Raw genomic sequence first — 21,457 nt, 5'->3', positions numbered from 1 at the left:
AGCGGACCACCGTGCCGGGTCCGAGGCGGGCGGCACGGCCGGCGCGCTGGCCGGCGGCGGCACGGGAGACCTGCACGGTGACCAGTCCGGTCATGCCCCGGGCGGCGTCCTTCCGGGGCTCGCGGGCCAGGGCGGAGTCCACGACGAGGCGGACCCCCGGGACGGTCAGGGAGGACTCGGCCACATTGGTGCTCACCACGATGCGCGGGGCTCCCCCGGGCCCGCGGCCGGCGATGGCGGCGTCCTGCTCCTCCGGTTCCTGGCGTCCGTGGAGGGTCAGGACGTCATGGCCCGGGACGCGGGCGCGCAGTCGCTCGGCGACGGCCTCCACCTCGGCGACGCCGGGGAGGAAGACGAGGGCGTCCACGCCGGGGTCCTGGGCGAGGGCCTCGCGTGGGCGGCCACGGTCTCGGCCGCCACGTGGTCCAGGAAGCCGCGCTCGCAGCCGCCGCGGGCGGTCAGACGGGACGAGCCGAAGGGCGCCCAGTGCTCGGCGAGCGGGTGCAGGACGTCCTCGGTGCGGACCACCGGCACCTGCTCCTGCCCCATGCCCTCGGCCCAGCGGGCCGCCAGGGCCTCGGCGTCCAGGGTGGCAGACATGGCGACCGTCTGCAGGTCCGCGCGCAGCTGGCGCAGGTCCGCAAGCAGGGCGAAGAGCAGGTCCGTGTCCAGGTCCCGCTCGTGGACCTCGTCGAGCAGCACGGCGCCGACGCCGGCCAGCTCGGGGTCGTCCAGCAGCCGCCGGACCAGCACGCCCGGGGTGAGGAACTCGACCTGGCTGCGCCCGCCGCCCACGGAGTCGCCGCGGACGGTGTAGCCGACGGCCGCGTCGGCGGCCTTCCGGGCGTCGGCCTCCGTGGTCCCGGTGGCTACGTGACCGGCCTGGACCGCCGAGTGCAGGCGGCGCCAGGCGGCGCGGACCGCCACCCGCCGTGGCTGGGTGACCAGGACGCGGGGTGCGGGGGACGAGAGTGGGATGGTCGACGAAGGCGAGGTGGAAGACCGGGGTGCGGTGCCGTCGTCGGGAAGGCCGGAGGCGGAGGCGAGCGAAAGGGCGACGTGCGGGGGCACCGCCGTGGTCTTGCCCGTGCCGGGCGGGGCGTGCAGGACGGCCGCACCGTGGACGGCGAGGGCGGACGAGAGCTCGGGCAGGACCCGGGCGACCGTGAGGCCGGAGACGAACGAGTCCAGGTCGAGCGGGGAGAGCGGAGAGACGGAGGGCATCGCGGTCCATTGTGGCCCACGGGGGTCCGGACCGGGGCGTGGCTATCATGATCAGTCCCCCACCACGAGACGTCAGGAGACCCCATGGCCGGCACGATCGCCTTCACCGAGGTCGACGTCTCGGAGGAGGGCGAGATCCGCTGCCGTGTCCACCGCGGCGACCGCGCCGACGAGCTCAGGTTCGCCCTCCCCCACGCCTTCGCCCCGGCCCCGGACCTCGTGGCCTCCGCCTTCGCCACCCTCTGCGGCACCGGATTCGACCGGGTCCGGATGGACCTGCCGCTCGGGCCGCGCACCCGGGGCCGGCTCGAGGAGGCCCTCGCCACCCCGATCGACTCCGGCGACGGCACGGACGTGGACCGCGAGCCCGGACGGCGGCACATCCTGAACTTCTCCGGGGGCTTCGACTCGCTCGCCGCCCGCGCCGTCCTCCCCGAGGCCGACCTGGTGTCCCTCGACTTCGGCGGCCGGTTCGCCCGCGAGCGGCCGCTGTTCGAGCGGTTCCGCCCGCACATCGTGGAGACGAACCTCGTGGACCTCGGACTCAACCGCAACCACTGGTCCTTCATGGGAGTCGGCGCCATCCTGCTGCGCGACGAGCTCGACCTCGGCACCTACTCGTTCGGGTCCGTGCAGGCGGGCTCCCTCCCCAAGCTCTTCACCGGCCCCGTGGACCAGCACCGCACGCGGATGGCGGCCGCCCCGGACATGCGGATCATGAACCCGGTGTCCGGCCTCTGCGAGATCGGCGCCATGACGGTGGCCGTCCAGAACGAGCCCGAGCTGCCCGTCAGGGTGCTCGAATCCGTCGCCCATCCCGGCGAGACCAAGTACCACCGCAAGCACCTGATGCTGCGCGCCGTGGCCGCACGGCTCGGGCTGGACCTGACGCTGCCGCCCGCCGCACCGCCCCGGACCCTCTCCCGGTGGGGGGCGAACTTCGCCGACGACCTGTCCGCCCTGTACTGCCTGCGGGTCCTCGGCCCGGAGGCGGTGACCGACGCCTACGACGGCGGGATCCCGGAGACGGTCGTCGAGCGGATCACCCGGACCGACCTCTCGTTCATGGAGCGGTTCAACCCCCACGCCCATGCCGGACTCCCGCTGGAGACCCGGGCCGACCTGCACGCACGTCTGATCCGCCTCGGCGTCCTCCCCTACGAGCGCACGGACTGGCTCTCCGCCGCGACGGCGATGAAGGCGATCCGCAACACCCTCTGACCGCCTCCGGCAGGGTGCCACCGACCGCCCCCAGTGGATAGGCTGTGCCGCATGATGACGCCCGTGCAGCACCACCTCGACCTGCTCGCCGCCGCGTACCGCGGAGACGGCGAGGACGGGAGCGGCCTGGGCGTCGCCATGACCCTGGTGGACGGCTACGGCTACGAGGCCGGCGCCGGTGCGCAGGTGACCCTCGGAGCGCTCGCCGCACCGCTGATCTACGCGATGGCCGTGGAGGACCACGGCATCGACGCGGTGCTCGAGCGCATCGGCACGGAGCCGGCCGCCGACCCGCTGCACCGGATCGAGGTGGAGCCGGAGACCCACCGCGCGTACAACGGGCTGACGGACACCGGCGTGGTGGCCGCGGCGACCATGGTGAAGGGCCGCGGCGGGCGCGACCGCACCGGACGCTTCATGCAGCTGGCTTCCACCCTGCTCGAGCGCGAGGTGTCCGTGACGGACACCGCCGCCCGGGTGGAGGACAAGGCCAACCGCCGCACCCGCGCCGCCGCCTGGTTCATGAAGTCCATCGAGGCGATCGACGCAGACCCCACCGTGATCCTCGGAGACATCTCCCGCCTGCGCGCCGTGCCCGTGGACGTGCGGGACCTGTCCGTGATCGCGGCCGTGTTCGCCCACGGCGGCGTCCACCCCCACACCGGGGACCGCGTGTTCTCCGGCGAGACGGTGCGGGCCGTCCTGTCCCTGATGTCCTCCTGCGGCCTGGTGACCCGTGACCCGATGTGGTCCCTCACCGTGGGACAGCCCGGGTGGGCCTCCCGCCGCGGCGGCACCGTCATGGTGGTGGTCCCCGGCCACCTCGGCCTGGCCCTGCAGTCCCACGGGCTGGACGAGAACGGCGTCTCCGCGCACGGCATGGACGCCCTGCGCTCGCTGGTGGACGCCTTCGAGATGCACCCGTCCGTCGTGGCCGGTTCGCCGCGCTCGGCCCTGCGCACCCACTACCGCGTGGACCAGGCCCCCTCCGGCACGGCCCGCACCGCCGAGGTCATGGCCGCCTTCGAGCACCACGGGGACACCATCCACCTGATGGAGCTCGGCGGCCACATCGGCTTCAGCCAGGTCGAGGCGCTCGTGCACGTGGTGTCCGGCATGCCGGACGCACTGCAGACCCTGGCCATGGACGTCCGGTCCGTGAGCAGCATCTCCGCGCCGGCCCGCCGGCTGATCGCCCAGTGGATCGCGCACGCACTCCGCGAAGGGCTCGACATCGTGGTGACGGACCGGGACGAGGACCTGCTCGACCAGGTCCGTGCCACCGGCGCCGCCGAAGGCGTCGAGCTGCGCGAGCCGTTGCGCGAGTCCGAGGCGTTCCTCCCGGACGTCCCGTTGGACTCCACCCAGTTCGTGTTCTTCCGCTCCCGCTCGCAGGCCATGCAGTGGTGCGAGCAGCGCCTGCTGGCCCGTCACACCCCGCACCTGCTGCCGAAGTCCGAGGAGGAGGCCGCGTACTCGCCGCTGCTGCAGCACCTTTCCGAGGACGACGCCCGCCTCGTCGAGTCCATGATGGACACCCGCCGGTACGAGGACGGCCAGATCATCCGCCGCGCCGGCCAGCCGTTCGGCGGCATCTACGTGATCACCTCGGGCCAGGTGGAGCTCACGGGCCAGGCCACCGGCGGCCGCCGCATGCGACGCACCCTGCTCACCCCCGGGATGATCTTCGGCGAGATGGCCCTCGGCCAGCCCGGCCGTCAGCCCTCCACCGTGCGTGCCCGCGGCCCGGTGACCACCCGGGTCCTCACGGCCCAGGTGATGTACGCCCTCGAGGAGGCCACCCCGCAGCTGGCCATGAAGCTCTGGGAAGCCCTCGCCCGGGACGCGTTCACGGCCCTGCAGCAGCTCGTCCGCGAGACGGGCGCACTGCAGGATTGAATCTCGCTCTCACCCCGGTGAATGGACGATCACGCCACGTTCACGAGAAATGCAGGAAGAACACACCCTGTACACTGATGCGCAGCAGGACCCACCGCCCAAGGTCGGCAGGTCCAGACTGCAGCACGACCCCATCCAATCCGAGGTTGAGCCCGCCATGACCCACGCGTTCTACCGCGCCTTGATCGTCACCGCCGCCCTCACGGCGGTGGCGTCGTCCATCCTGGCACTGTTCGAGAACTGGAGCTGGGCCCTGGCCGTGTTCGCCCTCGCCGTGGCTCAGTGGCCCGCGCTGTTGCACCTGCAGACCCGGCGCTTCGTGCGCGTCAGCTCCACGGTCGGATCCCGGGTGAGCCGGAGGGTAGGCTCCTCCGTGCCGGCGCCGATGCCGGCCGCCTCGCAGGACCTGGCACGCATGCAGGCGATCCTCGACCGCCTCGAGACCTCCGTGCCGGCCGCACCGGCGCAGGCCCGGCCGGCGGCCGCGGACCAGGACGTTCAGGCGACCGTCAACGAGTTCCGCCGTGAGCTGCGCATGACCCGGCTCGTGCTGGCCGAGCTGTTGCAGTCCCAGAGCGGGCGGGCCGCCTCCTTGCCGGTGGCAGACTCCTCCGGCTCCACGCTCCGATGAGCGCCGCCGAGCTGCTGCGCTCGGCCGCAGACGCCGGGCTCATGGTCGACCTCCCGGCTCCCTCCCCCCATGCGGGGACAGGCGGGGACACCCCTGACGCGGCCATGCGGAACGCCCAGGTCGCGGCCGCCGTCTGGGCCGCCGCGTCCGAGCACGGCGTCGGCAACCTCGCTGACGCCGCCCTCGCTCACCTGCGGACCGTGATCGCTCATGCGGACACGGAGCTGCGCCGCCGGATCGGGGACCACGTGCTCCTGGTTCCGGGCACCGAGGCGCTGCCGTGGCCCGAGCTGATCCCGGACCCCCGCGGGCTGGCGCTGCTGTACAACTTCTCCCCGTTCCAGGACACCGGCTCCACGGTGGCCTCGAAGCGCCTGCGCCAGTTCGGACAGACGGTGGACGTAATCGCCTGCTCCTTCCTGCACCACAAGAAGGCCGACCCCACCATCGAGCGCATCAGCGCCCCATACGTGAAGTCCAAGTACTTCATCCCCGCAGCCCCGTCCTGGGCCACGTGGGCCGCTCACGCCGCCTTCGCCATGAAGGCCGCGAATCTCGCAGACCGGTACCTGGCCGAGCGGGAGACGCCCTATGAGTTCCTGTACTCCCGTGCCATGTGGGCACCGTCCCTGATCGCCGGCGCGCTCGTGAAGCTGCGCCACCCTGAGATCCGCTGGGTGGCCGAGTTCTCGGACCCGCTGTCCCAGGACGTGGAGGGCAGGCACCGCGGCGGGCCTACCGGAGACGACGAGTGCGCCCGCACCCTCGTGTCCGCCTTCGAAGCACGCCACGGCACGATGAACGAGCAGCAGCGCTCCCTCTTCGCCCTGGCAGAGAACATGGTTTTCGCCCTCGCCGACGAGATCATCTTCACCAACGCCCTGCAGAAGCACACCATGCTGGCCAAGGTCGAGGACCCAGTGCTGCGCGAACGCATCGAATCGGTCGCCACCGTCAGCCACCACCCGTCGCTGCCACGGCCCTTCTACCGCATGTGCCCGGCCCGGCCGCCCGTCTCGGACCAGCACCTGAACATCGCCTACTTCGGTGAGTTCTACTCCTCCCGCGGACTGATCGAGGTCACCAGCGCCATGCGCACCCTCCCGGAGGACCTGCGCGAGCGGATCCGGCTGCACGTGTTCACCAACTACGTGCCGGCCGCGGAGGGCGGTCGGCGCCCGCGCAACTTCTCCGCGCGGCAGTACGCGGACCTGGTCTCCCGTGCCGTGGACGGCGTCGGCGCCCAGGGGATCGAGCACCTCGTGGCGTTCCATCCGTCCCTGCCGTTTTTGGAGTTCCTCTCCGCCACGGATGCGTTCGACCTGCTCGTGGTACGTGACGCGGCCACTGGCGAGCACCACGAGGTGAACCCCTACCTGCCATCCAAGTGGAGCGACTACTCGGGCTCCACCGCGGCCACCTGGGCGATCCTCGAACAGGACAGCACCATGTCCCGGCTGGATCCGCCGCACCGCTCGCCCGTCGACGACGTGGCCGCCGCCCGCGAGGTCCTCTGGAGCGCCCTGGAGTCGAAGTTCGCAGACCTCGCCGGACCGGCCTCCGGGTCGCCTGCCACACCGGCCTCCTCGGCACCCGCCCCGCCCGCCGATGTCGAAGGGAACCGACCGTGAGCAGCACCGCCGCCGGCCCCGCCACAAACCTGGACACAGTCCTGGCCAACCTCGGCCGCGCCGCCGCCCCGCCGGTGCGCACCAACCCGTTCGGCCTCACCCGGGCGGGCCTGCTCGGGGTGGCCGAGGCGCAGGCCGACGCCCGGGTTGTGGTGGTGGGGCCCCGTTCCCTGCTGAAGGCGGTGTCCGCTGCGACCCCGGCGGTGCCGGGCGTCCCCGGTGTCCTCCCGGAGCAGGTGGACCTGCCCTCCGTGGACACCCTGGTCATCGACTGGCGGGCCTTCGCAGAGGGCCCCTGGCTCGGCGCGGACACGCACTCCGCCCACGCGCTGACGGAGGAGCTGTTCGAGGCGGGACGCCGCATGCGTGCCGCAGGACGGATGGTGCTGGGCATCCCCCGGCGTCCGCTGACGGCCTCCGGCGACGCCCGCCTGATCTCCACGTGCACGCTCGACCTGACGCGCATCCCCGCGGCGGACCTGGAGGAGGGCGCTCCGCACCCGCCTCTCTGGGACGTGCTCCTCGAGGCCGCCGGGGCCTTCTCCCCCGCCCGCACCGACCACCCCGGGAAGTGAGCTGAATGGCCCTCGTGCTCTTCGCCCCCGACGTCACTGTCGCGGACTCCGCCGCCGCCCGCCGCTGGGTGGCCGCCACGTGCCGCGCCCTCGGGGGCCTCGGCCACACCGTCCTGTTCCATCCGCGGCAGCGCGAGCTCGGCGGGCTCGCCGAGACGCTGTCCGCCGAGGGACACGAGGTGCTGCGCTACGACGCCTTCGATCCCGCGCACGAGGACGAGCGCGGCCACCTGCCGCGCTTCCGCGCGCGCCGGCTCGTCTCGATCGCCCGGTACCGCAAGGTGGACTGGGTGTTCGCGCAGGGGGTGGAGCTGAGCGTGGCCCTGGCCGGCGGCCGCGCCCTGCAGGACAAGCTCATGGCCATGCCCGTGGACGTGCCGTACCGCACCGAACCGGTGGCCCGGGAGGTCCGGGACCGCCTGGCCCCGCTGCTGCTGGGCAGCCAGCGCATCCTGGTGGCCGCGGAGTCCCAGCGCGCCGTTCTGGAGGCCTCGTCCACGGCGGCGACCTCCCGTGTGTTCGTGCTGCCGCCCCTCGAAGGCACGGTCTCCTCCGCCACTCAGGACGGGCACGACGACGGGCGGCCCGCTTCCGGAGCGGACCTCGAGGTCAACCTGGACTACTTCGCCGAGGGATCCCTCCCGGACCTGTGGCCGTATGCCGAGGCCACGCGCGGCCTGCGCACGGTGCCTCGGGTGACCATCACGGGCGACGGCTCCTCCCCCGCAGCCGAGGACTCGGTGTGGCGGAGCCTGCCCGGCCGCATGCTGGGCCATGCGGCCGCCGCGCCCGCCGCCGTCTACGGACTGCTGCCAGACGCCCATGACACGGTGGGCCGTGCGCAGGCCCTGGAGTACTACATCTCCCGCGGCCTGATCCCCGTGGCCGTGGCAGGAGACCGCCCCGAGGAGGACCCCCGGGTGACCGTGGTCGGCTCCAGCGCTGACCTGCTTCGGCCGCCGTCCGCACCGGACGCCGTCCGGCAAGCAGACGCCCCGGCCGGGTGCCCGGCGAGGACACCGAGCCGCTGCCGCCGCCGGGCTGGTTCCCCGTGGACCGGCCCTCGCGTGGCCTGACCCGGGCGGACGGACGCCCGCTGCGCGTGGTCCTGGCAGGTGCGGACTTCAAGTTCGCCGGAGACATGATCACCGCCCTGGTCGAGCACCCGGACGTGGACGTCCGCATCGACCTCTTCACGCACAACTCCGCCCCGCAGCCGGAGGTCAGCCGGGAGTACCTGGAGTGGGCGGACGTGGTGATCGCCGAGTTCTCCAGCTGGAACGCCATCTGGTACTCCCGGAACATCGGCCCCCACCAGCGGCTGATCGTGCACCTGCACGGCTTCGAGCTGCGCGAGGACTGGATCGACCAGCTGCGAGCGGACCGCTGCGCGGCGATCGTGGTGGCCTCCGAGTTCTACCGCGAGCGTGCCCTGGCCGCCATGGACTGGGCGCCTGAGCTGGTCAAGGTCATCCCCAACTCGGTCGACGACGGCGAGCTGCGCCGGGCGAAGTTCGCCGACGCACGGTTCCACCTGGGGCTCGCCGGCTACGTGCCGATCCTGAAACGTCCGGACCGTGCCGTGGACCTGCTGCGCCGGCTGCGCGCCGAGGACGAGCGCTACGTGCTGCACCTGCGCGGCCACAGCCCGTGGGACTACAGCTGGGAGTGGAAGAAGTCCGTCCACCAGGACTCCTACCGCGCCGTGTTCCGTGAGATCGGCCAGGACCCGGACCTGCTGTCCGCGGTGTCCTTCGAGCCGTTCGGCCCGGACATGGGCAACTGGCTGCGCCGCGTGGGATGGATCCTCTCCCCCAGTTACCGGGAGACGTTCCACCTTGCCGGCATCGAGGGCGCCGCCTCCGGCGCCGTGCCGCTGGTGTGGGAGCGCGAGGGCTCACGTGAGATCTTCAGTGACCGCTGGAACTTCTCGTCCACGGAGCAGGTCGCGGACTTCGTGCTGGCCGCGAACGCGGACGAGTCCGTCTACCGCAGCGAGTCCCTGGCCGCACAGCGCTACGCCCTGCGCTACGGCACCGCTGCTGTCACGGACCGCTGGCTGGACCTGATCGCCGACGTCTCCCGGCGTCCCGGGCGGGAGGCCGCGGAGGTCCGCTCCGGCGCGGCGGCCGCCGACCGCCCCACGGACCCGGTCGAGGCGGCCCTGCTCGCGGAGGTGGACGACGCACTCGAGGCCGGCTCCTACGAACGGGCCCTCGAGGTCCTGGACGCGGGGATCTCCGTCACCGCGCACTCGACGTCCGTGCTCAAGGATGCCGAGCTCTGGGTGCGCGGCATCGCGGCCCTGGACGCCAGGAGGCTCTCGCTCTACCTGCCCCGGACCGCCGAGTCCTTCACCGTGAAGCGCCGCCCGCTGACCGTGCGCCGGGCCGGGGAGAGCTCGTCCCGGTGGGCCCGCCTCGGCCTGGAGCTGGACACCCTCGACCTCGCCGAGTACCCGTACGCGGACCCGCTGGCCCTGCCGGCCGGCAGCCATGACGACATCCAGCACGACACCCCGCTGCGGCGTTCCGCGCCCGGCGAGCGCATCCGCGCGGACCGCTGGCTGGAGGCCCACGCCGCGGAGGTCTCGGTGCAGTGCATGCTGCGCGGCTCGGACCAGATCCTCGCCCGTGGCCCGTGGTGGGTGGCCCTGGCCGCCGCACTCGCCGGCGACCGTCTCGGCCTCCCCGTCACCTGGATCGTCACGGACCCGATCGACGTCTACCGCGCCGCACGCGTCCTGATGTCCCCGTTCTCTGCGGACTTCATCGAGTACGCGGCGCTGCGGACCTTCGAGGGCATGAGCCGCGTAGTGGACGAGACGGGCACGGTCGCGGACAGCCCGCTGGCGGCGGTCGTATCGTTGGCCGACTCTCCGATGACTGACTTGCCGGGCGTGATCGAGGTCCATCGTCATGTCTCCCCGACGGCCTATACGGGCGTGCCACGGGCCCTGGAGCGCCCGCTGGAGGACCTTCGCGTGCTGGTCGCCGGCGATCAGGAGTTCGTGTCCTCCTGGGCCTCCACCGGTGCCCGAGTCACGGCCCTGTCCCCCGAGGACCTCACCGCTCCGGTGCCGCCGGACACGGACCTGGTGGTCCTGGACGCCGCGCTGGTGCAGGAGCCCGCATGGGCTGGGCACCTGACCTCCACCGCGGCGACCGGAACGACCGACAGTGCTCGGCTGTTCGACGCCGCACGTGCCTCTGGTGCACGCGCCCTCGTCGTGGGCCACGGTGTGGCCACATGGCCGTCGACGCTCACGGCGACCCTGCGCAAGGCGGACATCGTCACCGTCACCGGGCAGCCGCAGGCCGGCCCCCTGCTGCGGCTGAACCCGCTGTCCGTGGAGCGTGTCCTCCCCGTCTCGAAGGAGCGCCCGTGGGAGGCGGCGCCGGAGCACTTCCTGCGCCGCGTCGGCCTGCCGGTGCGCATCACGGGTCCGCGTCCGGACGCCGCCGACGAGGAGCCCGGCGCCGTCGGTGCGGACCTCCGCACGGGCGAGCTCCAGGCCGTGGTCGCCGACCGCGGCGCTTCAGAGGAGGGCATCTCGATCGTCCTGGCCACGCACCGCGGGTCCCAGCGCATCGGGACCATGCTGGACTCCATCGCCGCTCAGACCCTGCCGGCCCGCCTGATCGAGGTGGTCGTGGTGGAGAACGGCGGCGAGCCCGAGAGCCGGGAGTCCGTCCGCCGCTTCGGCGAGGCGACCGGCATCAGCACCCGGTACCACTTCCTCACAGAACCCGGTGTGGGCGGGGCCCGCAACCTGGGCATCGCGGAGGCCACCCGCGAGTACCTGACGTTCGTGGACGACGACGACGTGCTGGAGAAGAACTACCTCCTCAGCGCGTGGCTCAGCGCGTCTCCGCGGGACGTGGTGCTCAGCGTGCTGCACGACCTCTCCGCCGAGGGCGTCCGCAACGAGAAGACCCCCGGTGCGAACAGCGTGCGGTTCCTGCAGGGCTCGCGGCAGCCGCTGGGCTGGCGTCCGGGCGCCCTGGGCCAGAACGCCTGCAAGCTCATCCCCACGGCGGTGGCCGGCCAGTGCCACTATCCGGAGCATCTGCGCTCCGGCGAGGACGTAGCCTTCATGTCCCAGCTGCTGGGCCGGGGCCTCAGGTTCACGCCGGCGGCGCCCATGCCCGAGTCCGCCTACCTGCGGGTCCTGCGGGACAACTCGGTGTCCCGCAGAGAGCTGACGTTCGACTTCGCGGTCCGCGAGCGCCTGGACGTGATCACCGAGCTCAAGGCCGTGCGGGAGCGCCTCACGGACGACGTGGAGATCCGCGCGATCCAGACGATCGTGAAGGCGCAGGCCGGGTTCGTAGCCCGGTACCGGTCCGCTCACCCCGCCGAGGCCGCCCAGGTGGACGCCCTGGTCGCCGAGCGCGGGCTGCAGGCCGAGGTCGCCCTCGCCTGAACGGCGCGGCCAACGAGAGGTGGGGACGCCCGCCGCACCAGGCGGAGTGTCCGCCGAGGAGAGGAGATCGATGGAGTTCACCCATGCCAAGGCCGTGCGCCGTCTGCACGAGACCGTCTTCACGGTGGCCCCGAGCACCACGGCGACAGCGCGCGAGGGCGGACACCTCGTGTCGCTTCCCTCGGGCAGCCCGTTCGTGCTCGACTCGGAGACGGACTGGGACGCCGTCGAGGCGGCCCAGGACATCACCGGGCGCCTGTACCTGTACTGCGGACGGTTCCTCACCCTGCTCCCGCCGGACTCCCCGGACACCTGGCAGCGCATCGAGTCGTTCTATGCCTGGCTCATGGACGACCGACACCGCGGCCTGTCTCGGTCCTACGGCTCCTGGGACCACGCCACCGCGATGCGGCTGGAGAGCACGTGGGTGCTCGCCGCACGCGCTCCGGAGGGACCCGGCCCTGCGCTGCTGGCGTGTTTGCTGAGAGACCTGCGCTGGGCGTCCACCCCTGAGAACGTGCACCTGAACAACCACGGCGTCTTCCTCCTCAAGGGCCTGCTGTTCTCCGTTCCCCATCTGGAGCCCGAGTTCACCGAGCACCGTACGGACATCGAGGCGACCGTCCGCGACCGTCTGCCGGCGATCCTGGACCTGGTCTACGCGGACGACGGCTGGTGCGGGGAGAACTCCCCCATGTACGACCGCGTTTGGATCAACCTCCTGCGCGAACTCCAGCGCGGCTTCGCTCCCGAGCTGGCAGGCCTCGGACTGGAGAGACGCCTCGACGAGATCCTCGAGAAGGCAGACGAGGTCTCCCGATTCCTGCTCCTGCCCAACGCCCGCTATGTCCCGCGGGGAGACAGTCCTCGCGCCCGCACCAAGCTCGTGCCCGTGAACGGCACCCACTTCAGCACCCGGGTGGGCGTGTGGACCCACCACGTGAACGGCCTCTACCTCATGGCCACGGCCGGACACGCGAGCATCGTGCACAAGCACGTGGACGACACCCAGGTGTACCTGCACTGGGACGGCAACGACTTCTTCCTGGACGGCGGCTTCCACTCCTACAACTACGCGGACCCGCGCGTCCCCGCCCTGCGGAGCCAGATCGGGCACAGTGTGCTGGACGTGCGAGACGCGGAACCGATGTATCCGTGGGTCGCCTACAGGAAGGGCCGGGAGCGTGTCTCCGGGGCCCTTACGGAGCCGACGGAGAAGTCGGTCGTCCTGAGCAAGGAGGTCGACGGCCACACGTTCGTGCGGCGGCTCGAGGTGGACCATGGTCTCGAGGACGGCCCGGTCCTGACCTACCGGGACTCCGGCCCCCCGGGCCTCGTCGCCCGATTCCTCCTCGCCAACAATGCTGAGGTGGAGGTCCTCCCGGAGGCCGTGGTCGTGCGCCGTCTGGGGAGTGTGCTGACGCTGGCCTTCGACACCCCGATCGCCGCAGAGCTCATCCCTGCAGAGGGACATGCTCCCCACCGCGGCTGGTACTCCACTTCCGCCAAGGAGCTCGTCGCCGGCCAATGCCTCGAGCTGCGTCCCGCCGAGAGCGGTGCAGGCGCCCTCTCCTACCGAGTCCTGTGCGGCGTGGACGTGGCCGTCCCCACCTGATCCGGACCCCGACGACGTCCCCTCGACGGACCCCACGAGCCCGTCCCGCGGACGGGGCGGTCTCGTAGCGCGCCCACTGCCGCCACGCGGGCGGCTCCGAGTCGCTCCGCCCGCTCAGCGGCCGAGGACGCTGCGCAAGGCCTGCTCGAGGGTGCGGTGCCGGAAACGGTGACCGGCCTGCTCTGCCGCGGCGGAGGAGGCCTTCTGGTCCGCGTCCACGATCAGCTCGGCTCCCTCGCGCCCCAGCAGCAACCGCGGGCCGAAGCCGGGCACCGGGATCGCTGCGGGGCGGTGCAGGACGGTGCCGAGTGTGGCGGCGAACTCCTTCGCCGTGACCGGCTCAGGGCCGACCGCGTTGAGCGGGCCGGACACCGAGTCGTCCAGGGCGGCATGTGCGAAGAGCGTGGCCACGTCGTCCGCCGAGACCCAGCTGATCCACGGGGTGCCGTCCGGGCCGGTGCCCTGCGTGGACAGCGTCCCGCCGAGGCCGGCCAGGAAGATCGGCAGCAGCTGTTGGAGCATGCCGCCGGCAGGGCTCAGGGCGATGCCGGTGCGGATACGCGCACAGCGCAGACCCGCCGCCTCGACCGCCTGGGCCTCGGCCTCCCAGTCATGGCAGACCTCGGCGAGGAAGTCCTCCCCGGAGGGGAGGTCCTCGGTGAGCCCCTCGGGAAGGCCCCCGTCTCCGGCGTCGGCGCCGTACCAGCCGACCGCGGAACCGTTGATGAGAGCGGGAGCGGGGCGGCCGTCGTCGTGGTTCCCGGAGGTGTCCGAGGAGGCGAGGCCGACGAGGGCCTCGGCCAGCGTGCGGGTGCCGGCCACGCGGGAGTGGTGGACGGCCTCCTTGTGGGAGTCGGTCATGCGGCCGGCGATCGAGGCGCCGGCCAGGTTCACCACGGCGTCCGCGGAGGCGAGGACGTCCCGGTCCACCTCGCCCTTGAGCGGGTCCCAGAGGGAGCGTCCTCGGCCGAGGCCTGCTTCGGGTCGCGGACGAGGCGGACCACGGTGTGGCCGCCGGAGGTCAGCAGCGCGCAGAGGCGGGTGCCGATCAGGCCGCTGGCACCGGTGACCACGATGGTCTTGGCCGGGGCGCCGTGGAGCGGGCCCGGGTGGGCGGCGTGGAAGTCCAGGTCCTCGGCCATGATCGCGGCGCGGGAGGAGAACTGGGCGGCCAGGGTGCGCTCGAAGGCGTTGTGGGCGGCGCGGCCGGTGCGGTCGCCGACTCCGGGGACCTTGGTCAGGGCGTCACCGGCGGGGAGGGCGTACTCGATGCGGTCGTGGACCACGGTGCCGGGCCGGCCGTCCGCCGTGTCCGCCTCGCCGGGGGCGGCGTCGGAGAGCGTGTGCGTGTGGACCCACGAGCGCAGCGGACCGGAGACCATCTCGTCCCGGAACATGGTGCCCGGCTCCAGGGCCGTGTGACGGGCGCGCCAGGTGGCCTGCGGGGCCGGCAGACGCGTGGGCAGGAGCGCGGACAGGGCCTGGGAGACCGTGCCGTGGGCGGCGCCGGCGAACAGGCCCAGGCCTCCCGGGGCGGAGATCCTGAGGACGGCCTCGGCGCCGACCGGCAGGCCCGGTTCGGGCTCCTGGAGCACGGTGCCCGCGTAGTCCGGGGTGAGGCGCGTCAGGGCCCCCTTGCTGGTCAGCCAGCGCCAGACGACTTCACGCGGGTGGCGCAGCAGGGTGCGATGCTCGAAGACATGGGTCTTGGCGGGGGTCTCGGGGGCGACGTTCTCGTCAGCGGTGGTCATGTGGCCAGCGTCCCATGCGGGTGGGACACTGTCAGGGGGCTGTCGGCTCCGTGGATCCTGTGATTCCTGGTGGGCGGCCTCGTCCTGATCCCTGTCCCCACCGGAAGGCCACCGTGACCTCGTTCGACGACTTCCTGCCTGAGCTGCGCTGGACGGCCGCGGCCTTGCCCGGCACCGAGCTGACCCTGGTGGCCGTGTTCTCCCCGGAGGACCAGACCGTGCGGGCCTCGGGCGTGGCCGTGCCCGCCGACGGCGAACCGCCGGCCGCGGCGATCGGCCGGCTGCTGCTGGAGCTGATGGACCGGCTCGAGGACGACGCACCGCAGACCGCGGCCCGCGAGATGAACCCGATGCCCGTGGAGCCGCGCGAGGGGGTGGAGCAGCCGGTGGCGGATGCGCTGGCGAGGTACGCCCGTGGTGACGTGACCGCGCTGGACGGACTGACCGTCGAGCAGCCGGGCACCGCGTTCCGACAGGCGGCCTGGGACGGGCTGCGCGGGATCTCCGCCGGCGCCCCGGTGTCCTACGGGCGGTTCGCGGAGCTGATCGGCAAGCCGACCTCCGTGCGTGCGGCGGGGACCGCCTGTGCGAAGAACATGGCCGCCGTGGTGGTGCCCTGCCACCGCGTGGTCAAGGCCGACGGGTCCGTGGGGTCCTACCTCTACGGGGCGGAGGCCAAGCAGGCACTGCTGGAGCATGAGGCGAAGCACGCGGGGTGACAGGGGCTGTGTGCTCCAGGGCGGTGCGCTCCAGAAAGCGTTCGGCCAGCGCAGCGCGACCTGCAGCGCGGCCTCCTGAGGCACCGGCCACGCTCCTCCGGTCAGCACGCCGCCCCGCCCGCCGAACCAGAACAATCGGTCACTTCCGTGACCTCTGAACCAGCCGAAGTCTCTGGTTCGCCGCGCAGGGGCGGGCACTGATTCGCCGCGTGTGTGCAGGCACCAGTTTCACCACGCGTGCGCAGCCCCCCGAGAAGTACCCGCCCCACCCATGACGAAGGACCCCGTCCCACCAGAGCTCTCCGGTAGGACGGGGCCCTTCTCGGTCGGCCGATCAGCTCGGCGAACCCGACGTCTTTGCGAACGAAAGCGTCCGGGAACCCGACCGTTTCACGAACGAAAACGTCCGGGGTGGGGCGCGGCCGGCCGGTCAGCAGGTCACTTGGCGAGCTTCGCCATGATCGCGTTGAGGGTCTGCGACGGGCGCATCACCTCGGCGACCTTCTCCACGGACGGGTAGTAGTAGCCGGCGATGTCCACGGGCTTGCCCTGGACGCCGTTGAGCTCGGCCACGATCTTCTCCTCGTTGGCGGCCAGCTCCTCGGCGATCGGAGCGATCGCGTCGGCTAGCTCCTTGTCCTCGGTCTGCTTGGCCAGCTCCTGGGCCCAGTAGAGGCCGAGGTAGAAGTGCGAGCCGCGGTTGTCCAGCTCGCCGGCCTTGCGGGACGGGGACTTGCCCTCGGTCAGCAGGGTGCCGGTGGCGGCGTCCAGGGTGTCCGCGAGGACCTGGGCGCGCGGGTTGTCGTTGGTCTTCGCCTCGTGCTCGAAGGACACGGCCAGGGCGAGGAACTCGCCGAGGGAGTCCCAGCGCAGGTGGTTCTCCTCCAGCAGCTGCTGGACGTGCTTCGGGGCGGAGCCGCCGGCGCCGGTCTCGAACAGTCCGCCGCCGTTGATCAGCGGGACGATGGACAGCATCTTCGCGGAGGTGCCCAGCTCGAGGATCGGGAACAGGTCGGTGTTGTAGTCACGAAGCACGTTGCCGGTCACGGAGATGGTGTCCTCCCCGCGGCGGATGCGCTCCACGGACAGCTTGGTGGCCTCGACCGGGGACAGGATCTTGATGTCCAGGCCCTCGGTGTCGTGGTCGCCGAGGTACTTCTCCACCTTCTTGATGAGCTCGGCGTCGTGGCCGCGCTCGGAGTCCAGCCAGAACACGGCCGGGGTCTGGGAGTCGCGCGAGCGGGTGACCGCCAGCTTGACCCAGTCCTGGACCGGGATGTCCTTGGTCTGGCATGCGCGCCAGATGTCGTTCTCCTCGACGTCGTGGGAGATGAGCACCTCGCCGGCCGAGTTCTTGACCTCGACCTTGCCGTCCGCCTTCATCACGAAGGTCTTGTCATGCGAGCCGTACTCCTCGGCCTTCTGCGCCATGAGGCCGACGTTCGGGACGGTGCCCATGGTGGTCGGGTCATAGGCGCCGTTGGCCTTGCAGTCCTCGATCACGGCCTGGTACACGCCGGCGTAGGAGGAATCCGGGATGACGGCCAGGGCGTCCTGGGTCTTGTCGTCCTTGTTCCACATCTGGCCGGAGGTGCGGATCATGGCCGGCATGGAGGCGTCCACGATCACGTCCGAGGGGACGTGCAGGTTGGTGATGCCCTTGGCGGAGTTCACCATGGCCAGGTCCGGGCCGTTCTGGTAGGCGTCGGCGATGGCCTTCTTGACGCCCTCGGCGGTCTCGGCGTCCAGCTTGTCCAGGCCGCCCTCGATGGCGGCGAGGCCGTTGTTGGCGGACAGGCCGGCCTCGGCCAGCCTCTCCCCGTACTGGGCGAAGAGGTCGGCGAAGTAGGCCTTCACCACGTGGCCGAAGATCACCGGGTCGGAGACCTTCATCATGGTGGCCTTCAGGTGCGCGGAGAAGAGGATGCCTTCCTCCTTGGCGCGCTTGACCTGCTCGGCGAGGAAGGCGTCCAGGGCCTTGGCGGACATGAAGGTGCCGTCCACGATCTCGCCCTCGAGGACCTTCAGGCCCTCCTTGAGCACGGTGGTCTGACCGTCCGTGGAGGTGAACTCGATGGTCAGGACGTCATCCTTCTCCAGGGTCACGGACTTCTCGTTGGAGCGGAAGTCGTCCTTGCCCATGGTGGCGACGGCGGACTTGGAGTCGGCGGTCCACTCGCCCATGGAGTGCGGGAATTGCCTGGCGTAGTTCTTCACGGCCTTCGGGGCGCGGCGGTCCGAGTTGCCCTCGCGGAGGACCGGGTTCACGGCGGAGCCCTTGACGGAGTCATAGCGCGCCTTGACGTCCTTCTCCGCGTCGGTCTTCGGCTCGTCCACGTACTCCGGGAGGTCGTAGCCGGCGGCCTGGAGCTCCTTGATCGCGGCGCGCAGCTGCGGCACGGAGGCGGAGATGTTCGGGAGCTTGATGACGTTGGCCTGCGGGGTCTTCACCATCTCGCCGAGCTCGCCGAGGGCGTCGGCGGTGCGCTGGTCCTCCGGGAGAACGTCGTTGAAGGCGGCGAGGATGCGGCCAGCCAGGGAGATGTCCTTGGTCTCGAACTCCACACCGGCGGTGCCGGCGTAGGCCTCGATGATCGGCAGCAGCGAGCCGGTGGCCAGCATGGGGGCCTCGTCGGTGAACGTGTAGGTGATCTTGGACATGCGGGACGTCTCTCCTTCTGGGGCGCACCTCGTCGGCACCCCGGGTCTTCGTCAGGGGAAATGGGCTTCCTCTGCCCCCAAATCTACCGGAGGAGCATCGCGGCGGCCCGTTCGGGTCGCCCGGAGGCCGCACCGCCTCCTGTGAGCTCCTCCGGCGGTGGTCAGGAGCGGGTGCTGAACTCGTCGCCGAGCTCGGTGGACATGTACTCGAGCATGCTGAAGACGAAGACGCCGTAGGCGATGAAGAACAGCGTCACCACGATCGCGAGGGCGATCGCCACCCAGCCGAGCACGCGGCCGCCGAGGCCGACGCCGCCGGCGCGGTCCGCCTTGTTCGCCTGCCAGAGCGCGAGGGGGCCGAAGATCAGGCCGAGGTTGAAGAACAGGCCGATCACGCCGAAGGCGATGGCCAGCTGCCCCGCCCGGCGACCCTCCTGGGCGACCGCCATGCCGTAGGACTGCTGGTACGGGGCCGGCGCGTAGCCGCCCTGCGGGTCCACGCCGTAGGCTCCGGGAGCCCCTGCGCCGTAGTCGCCCTGCGGGGCCGCACCGTAGCCGCCCTGCCTGTCCGCGCCGGGGCCTCCTCGGTCCAGGTCTCGGTCCTGGTCCGGCTGACGCTCGTCCGTCCGATCCCAGCTGTATCGGCCCTGCTCCGGGGCGCGGGCGTCCTTCTCGTGCGGCTCGTACGGCGTGCTCATCGTGGCCCTCCGATGTCTGCGATGCGTCAGGTGACGGACCCGCGCAGGGCGAGGCGCCGTCGTCGTGAGCCCACGGTATCCCGACGACGGCCCGCGCGTCCGCCTGTCCCCTCCCCTTCCGGGGAGCAGGCTCACAGTCCGAGAAGTGCCCGCGCGATGAGGAAGTACAGGACCAGGCCCAGGGCGTCCACGAGGGTGCCGGGGACGCCCAGAAAGGCGCCGAGCGCCAGGCCCACCCGGAGCTCGCGGGCGAGGACGCGCAGGGCGTCGCGGGGGCGGACGTCGTCCAGGGCCAGCGCGCGGGTGACCGTGGTGGCGCCCTGGTTGCCGGTGTTGCCGCCGGTGCCGATCACCAGCGGGACGAACAGGGACAGCACCACGAGCTCCTCCAGGGGCTCCTCGAAGACCTCGAGGACCTGCACGGTCAGGGTGGCGCCCACGGCCAGCACCAGCAGCCACACGATGCGGGCGCGCATCAGGGTCCGCACCGGGGTGGACAGGTAGAGCCGGCCCAACGGCTCCACGCCGCCGGAGCGGGAGGCGTCCTCGGTGGGCTCGGGCAGGCCGGACGTGGCGACGCCGCCCCGGTCCTCATGGAGCGGGGCGGCGTCACGGCGGGGATCCGGGGAGGTCAGCGGCTCACCCGTGGAAGAAGTGGCGGGCGCCGGTGAGGTACATGGTGATGCCGGCGGCGTTCGCAACCTCCACCACCTCGGCGTCGCGCACGGAGCCGCCGGGCTGCACCACGGCCTTCACGCCGGCGTCGATGAGGATCTGCAGGCCGTCGGCGAACGGGAAGAACGCGTCCGAGGCGGCCACGGCCCCGCGGGCACGCTCGGGGGGCGCCGGTGCCGGAGACGTTCTCGGCGCCGCCGGCGGAGTGCACGTCCTGGCCGCCGGTGACGGCGGTGCCCAGGGTGTTGGCGCGCTCCACGGCGAGGCGGCAGGAGTCCAGGCGATTGACCTGCCCCATGCCCACGCCCACGGTGGCGCCGTCGGTGGCCAGCAGCACGGCGTTGGACTTGGCGGCGCGGACGGTGCGCCAGGCGAAGGCGAGGTCGGCGAGGGTCTGCTCGTCCGCGGCCTCGCCGGCGGCAAGGGTCCAGGTCGCCGGGTCGTCGCCCTCGGCGTCCACGGCGTCGGAGATCTGCATGAGCATGCCGCCGGAGACCTGCTTGGCCTCCACGGTGTCCCGCTCGAAGCCCTCGGGCAGGGCCAGCAGGCGCAGGTTCTTCTTGGCGGTGAGGATCTCCACGGCCTCGGGCTCGAAGGACGGGGCGGCCACCACCTCGGTGAAGATGTCCTTCACCTGGGCGGCCATCGCGGCGGTCACCGGGCGGTTCGCGGCGATCACGCCGCCGAACGCGGAGACGGGGTCGCAGGCGTGGGCCTTGGCGTGGGCGACGGCGATGTCCTCGCCCTCGGCGGCCACGGCCACACCGCAGGGGTTGGCGTGCTTGACGATCGCCACGGCCGGGCCGGCGTGGTCGTAGGCGGCGCGCACGGCGGCGTCCGCGTCCACGTAGTTGTTGTAGGACATGGCCTTGCCGTGCAGCAGCTCGGACTGCGCGATGCCCGGGGCGGCGGCCGGGTCCGCGTAGAGGGCGGCCGGCTGGTGCGGGTTCTCGCCGTAGCGGAGGATGTCCGCACGCTCGAGGGAAAAGCCGGCGTACGGCGGGAACACGGGGACGTCCTCGTCCTCGGTGTCCGCGCCGAAGTGGGCGGCGGTCCAGGCGGCCACGGCGTTGTCATAGGCGGCGGTGTGCGCGAAGGCCAGGGACGCCAGGCGGCGGCGGGCCTTCAGGTCGAAGCCGCCGGCCCTGGCGGCCTCCACGACCTCGCCGTACTTGGCCGGGTCCACCACGATCGACACGGAGGCGTGGTTCTTCGCCGCCGCGCGGACCATGGACGGGCCGCCGATGTCGATCTGCTCCACCACGTCGTCCTCGCCGGCGCCGGAGCGCACGGTGTCCACGAACGGGTAGAGGTTCACCACCACCAGGTCGAACGGCTCGATCTCCATGTCCTGCAGCTGGCCGCGGTGGTCCTCGCGGCGGCGGTCGGCGAGGATGCCGGCGTGCACGCGCGGGTGCAGGGTCTTCACGCGGCCGTCCAGGCACTCCTGGAAGCCGGTGACCTCGGAGACCTCGGTGACGGGGACGCCGCGTCCGCGATGCGCTTGGCGGTGGAGCCGGTGGAGACGATCGCCACGCCCGCGGCGTGCAGGCCGGTCGCGAGCTCCTCGAGGCCGGTCTTGTCATACACGGAGATCAGGGCCCGCTTCAGCGGGACGGTGTCGAGGGCGGCGGCGTTCGGCTGCGCGGTGGTCACGGCAGGGCTCTCCTCAGCGTCAAGGGAAAAGTCAGGAGTGAAGTAACGCAGCCAGTCTAGGGGTGACGTGCGGTT

Annotated in this window: 15 protein-coding genes and 2 pseudogenes; 9 read left to right on the top strand and 8 right to left on the bottom strand. The window is 72.0% G+C overall.

Features of this window, described 5'->3' with window-relative positions; translation table 11 throughout:
* The coding region (locus AC2W7A_RS00430) for a helicase-related protein (protein WP_485989622.1) at nt 1-367 on the bottom strand (367 nt) is incomplete at its 3' end.
* Nucleotides 277-1,224 (bottom strand): DEAD/DEAH box helicase, encoded by a 948-nt coding sequence (locus AC2W7A_RS00425; protein ID WP_485989621.1) that lies wholly within the window; start codon nt 1,222-1,224, stop codon nt 277-279. The genes AC2W7A_RS00430 and AC2W7A_RS00425, both read right to left, overlap by 91 nt.
* A gap of 84 nt (nt 1,225-1,308) precedes the next feature.
* Between AC2W7A_RS00425 and AC2W7A_RS00420 the strand changes: the two genes are divergently transcribed.
* The 8 genes from AC2W7A_RS00420 (at nt 1,309) to AC2W7A_RS00385 (ending at nt 13,222) form a co-directional block, all read left to right on the top strand.
* Nucleotides 1,309-2,445: a hypothetical protein gene (locus AC2W7A_RS00420; protein ID WP_485989620.1), complete on the top strand. Its 1,137-nt coding sequence runs from the start codon at nt 1,309-1,311 to the stop codon at nt 2,443-2,445.
* A 51-nt stretch (nt 2,446-2,496) separates the two neighbouring features.
* Nucleotides 2,497-4,344, top strand: a complete 1,848-nt coding sequence (locus AC2W7A_RS00415; protein WP_485989619.1) for a glutaminase — start codon at nt 2,497-2,499, stop codon at nt 4,342-4,344.
* A 157-nt stretch (nt 4,345-4,501) separates the two neighbouring features.
* A complete protein-coding gene (locus tag AC2W7A_RS00410; protein WP_485989618.1) occupies nt 4,502-4,975 on the top strand; it encodes a hypothetical protein in 474 nt (157 codons plus the stop codon).
* Entirely contained in the window at nt 4,972-6,606 is a 1,635-nt protein-coding gene (locus tag AC2W7A_RS00405; RefSeq protein ID WP_485989617.1) for a hypothetical protein, read from the top strand. Before AC2W7A_RS00410 ends, AC2W7A_RS00405 begins: the two co-directional genes overlap by 4 nt.
* The gene (locus tag AC2W7A_RS00400) at nt 6,603-7,181 is read left to right on the top strand and encodes a hypothetical protein (RefSeq protein WP_485989616.1); all 579 of its coding nucleotides are present in this window, start codon (nt 6,603-6,605) and stop codon (nt 7,179-7,181) included. Before AC2W7A_RS00405 ends, AC2W7A_RS00400 begins: the two co-directional genes overlap by 4 nt.
* Before the next feature lie 14 nt (nt 7,182-7,195).
* Entirely contained in the window at nt 7,196-8,257 is a 1,062-nt protein-coding gene (locus AC2W7A_RS00395) for a hypothetical protein (protein ID WP_485989615.1), read from the top strand.
* Complete coding sequence (locus tag AC2W7A_RS00390; protein ID WP_485989614.1) at nt 8,185-11,607, top strand: glycosyltransferase; 3,423 nt, start codon at nt 8,185-8,187, stop codon at nt 11,605-11,607. Before AC2W7A_RS00395 ends, AC2W7A_RS00390 begins: the two co-directional genes overlap by 73 nt.
* A 70-nt stretch (nt 11,608-11,677) precedes the next feature.
* Nucleotides 11,678-13,222, top strand: coding sequence for a heparinase II/III domain-containing protein (locus AC2W7A_RS00385; RefSeq protein WP_485989613.1), 1,545 nt, complete (start codon nt 11,678-11,680; stop codon nt 13,220-13,222).
* 114 nt (nt 13,223-13,336) lie between these two features.
* Here AC2W7A_RS00385 and AC2W7A_RS00380 read toward each other — a convergent pair whose 3' ends face one another.
* Complete coding sequence (locus AC2W7A_RS00380; RefSeq protein WP_485989612.1) at nt 13,337-14,152, bottom strand: epimerase; 816 nt, start codon at nt 14,150-14,152, stop codon at nt 13,337-13,339.
* Entirely contained in the window at nt 14,113-14,973 is an 861-nt protein-coding gene (locus AC2W7A_RS00375) for an SRPBCC family protein (RefSeq protein ID WP_485989611.1), read from the bottom strand. The genes AC2W7A_RS00380 and AC2W7A_RS00375 overlap by 40 nt, the downstream gene beginning before the upstream one ends.
* Before the next feature lie 113 nt (nt 14,974-15,086).
* Between AC2W7A_RS00375 and AC2W7A_RS00370 the strand changes: the two genes are divergently transcribed.
* On the top strand, nt 15,087-15,692 hold the full coding sequence (locus AC2W7A_RS00370) for a methylated-DNA--[protein]-cysteine S-methyltransferase (RefSeq protein ID WP_485989610.1): 606 nt from the start codon (nt 15,087-15,089) through the stop codon (nt 15,690-15,692).
* 438 nt (nt 15,693-16,130) lie between these two features.
* Here AC2W7A_RS00370 and AC2W7A_RS00365 read toward each other — a convergent pair whose 3' ends face one another.
* From AC2W7A_RS00365 to purH, 4 genes and pseudogenes are all read right to left on the bottom strand, one after another.
* Nucleotides 16,131-18,353: an NADP-dependent isocitrate dehydrogenase gene (locus AC2W7A_RS00365; RefSeq protein ID WP_485989609.1), complete on the bottom strand. Its 2,223-nt coding sequence runs from the start codon at nt 18,351-18,353 to the stop codon at nt 16,131-16,133.
* Between the two features lie 161 nt (nt 18,354-18,514).
* A complete protein-coding gene (locus tag AC2W7A_RS00360; RefSeq protein WP_485989607.1) occupies nt 18,515-19,051 on the bottom strand; it encodes a hypothetical protein in 537 nt (178 codons plus the stop codon).
* A gap of 131 nt (nt 19,052-19,182) precedes the next feature.
* Nucleotides 19,183-19,608 (bottom strand): annotated as a pseudogene (locus AC2W7A_RS00355) (magnesium transporter); the annotation flags it as partial.
* 82 nt (nt 19,609-19,690) lie between these two features.
* A pseudogene (gene purH / locus AC2W7A_RS00350) lies at nt 19,691-21,382 on the bottom strand (bifunctional phosphoribosylaminoimidazolecarboxamide formyltransferase/IMP cyclohydrolase).
* Between the last annotated feature and the right edge of the window lie 75 nt (nt 21,383-21,457).

This window comes from Micrococcus sp. LASM2_SD2 (assembly GCF_057364565.1).
This window is presented reverse-complemented; position numbering and strand designations above follow the sequence as displayed.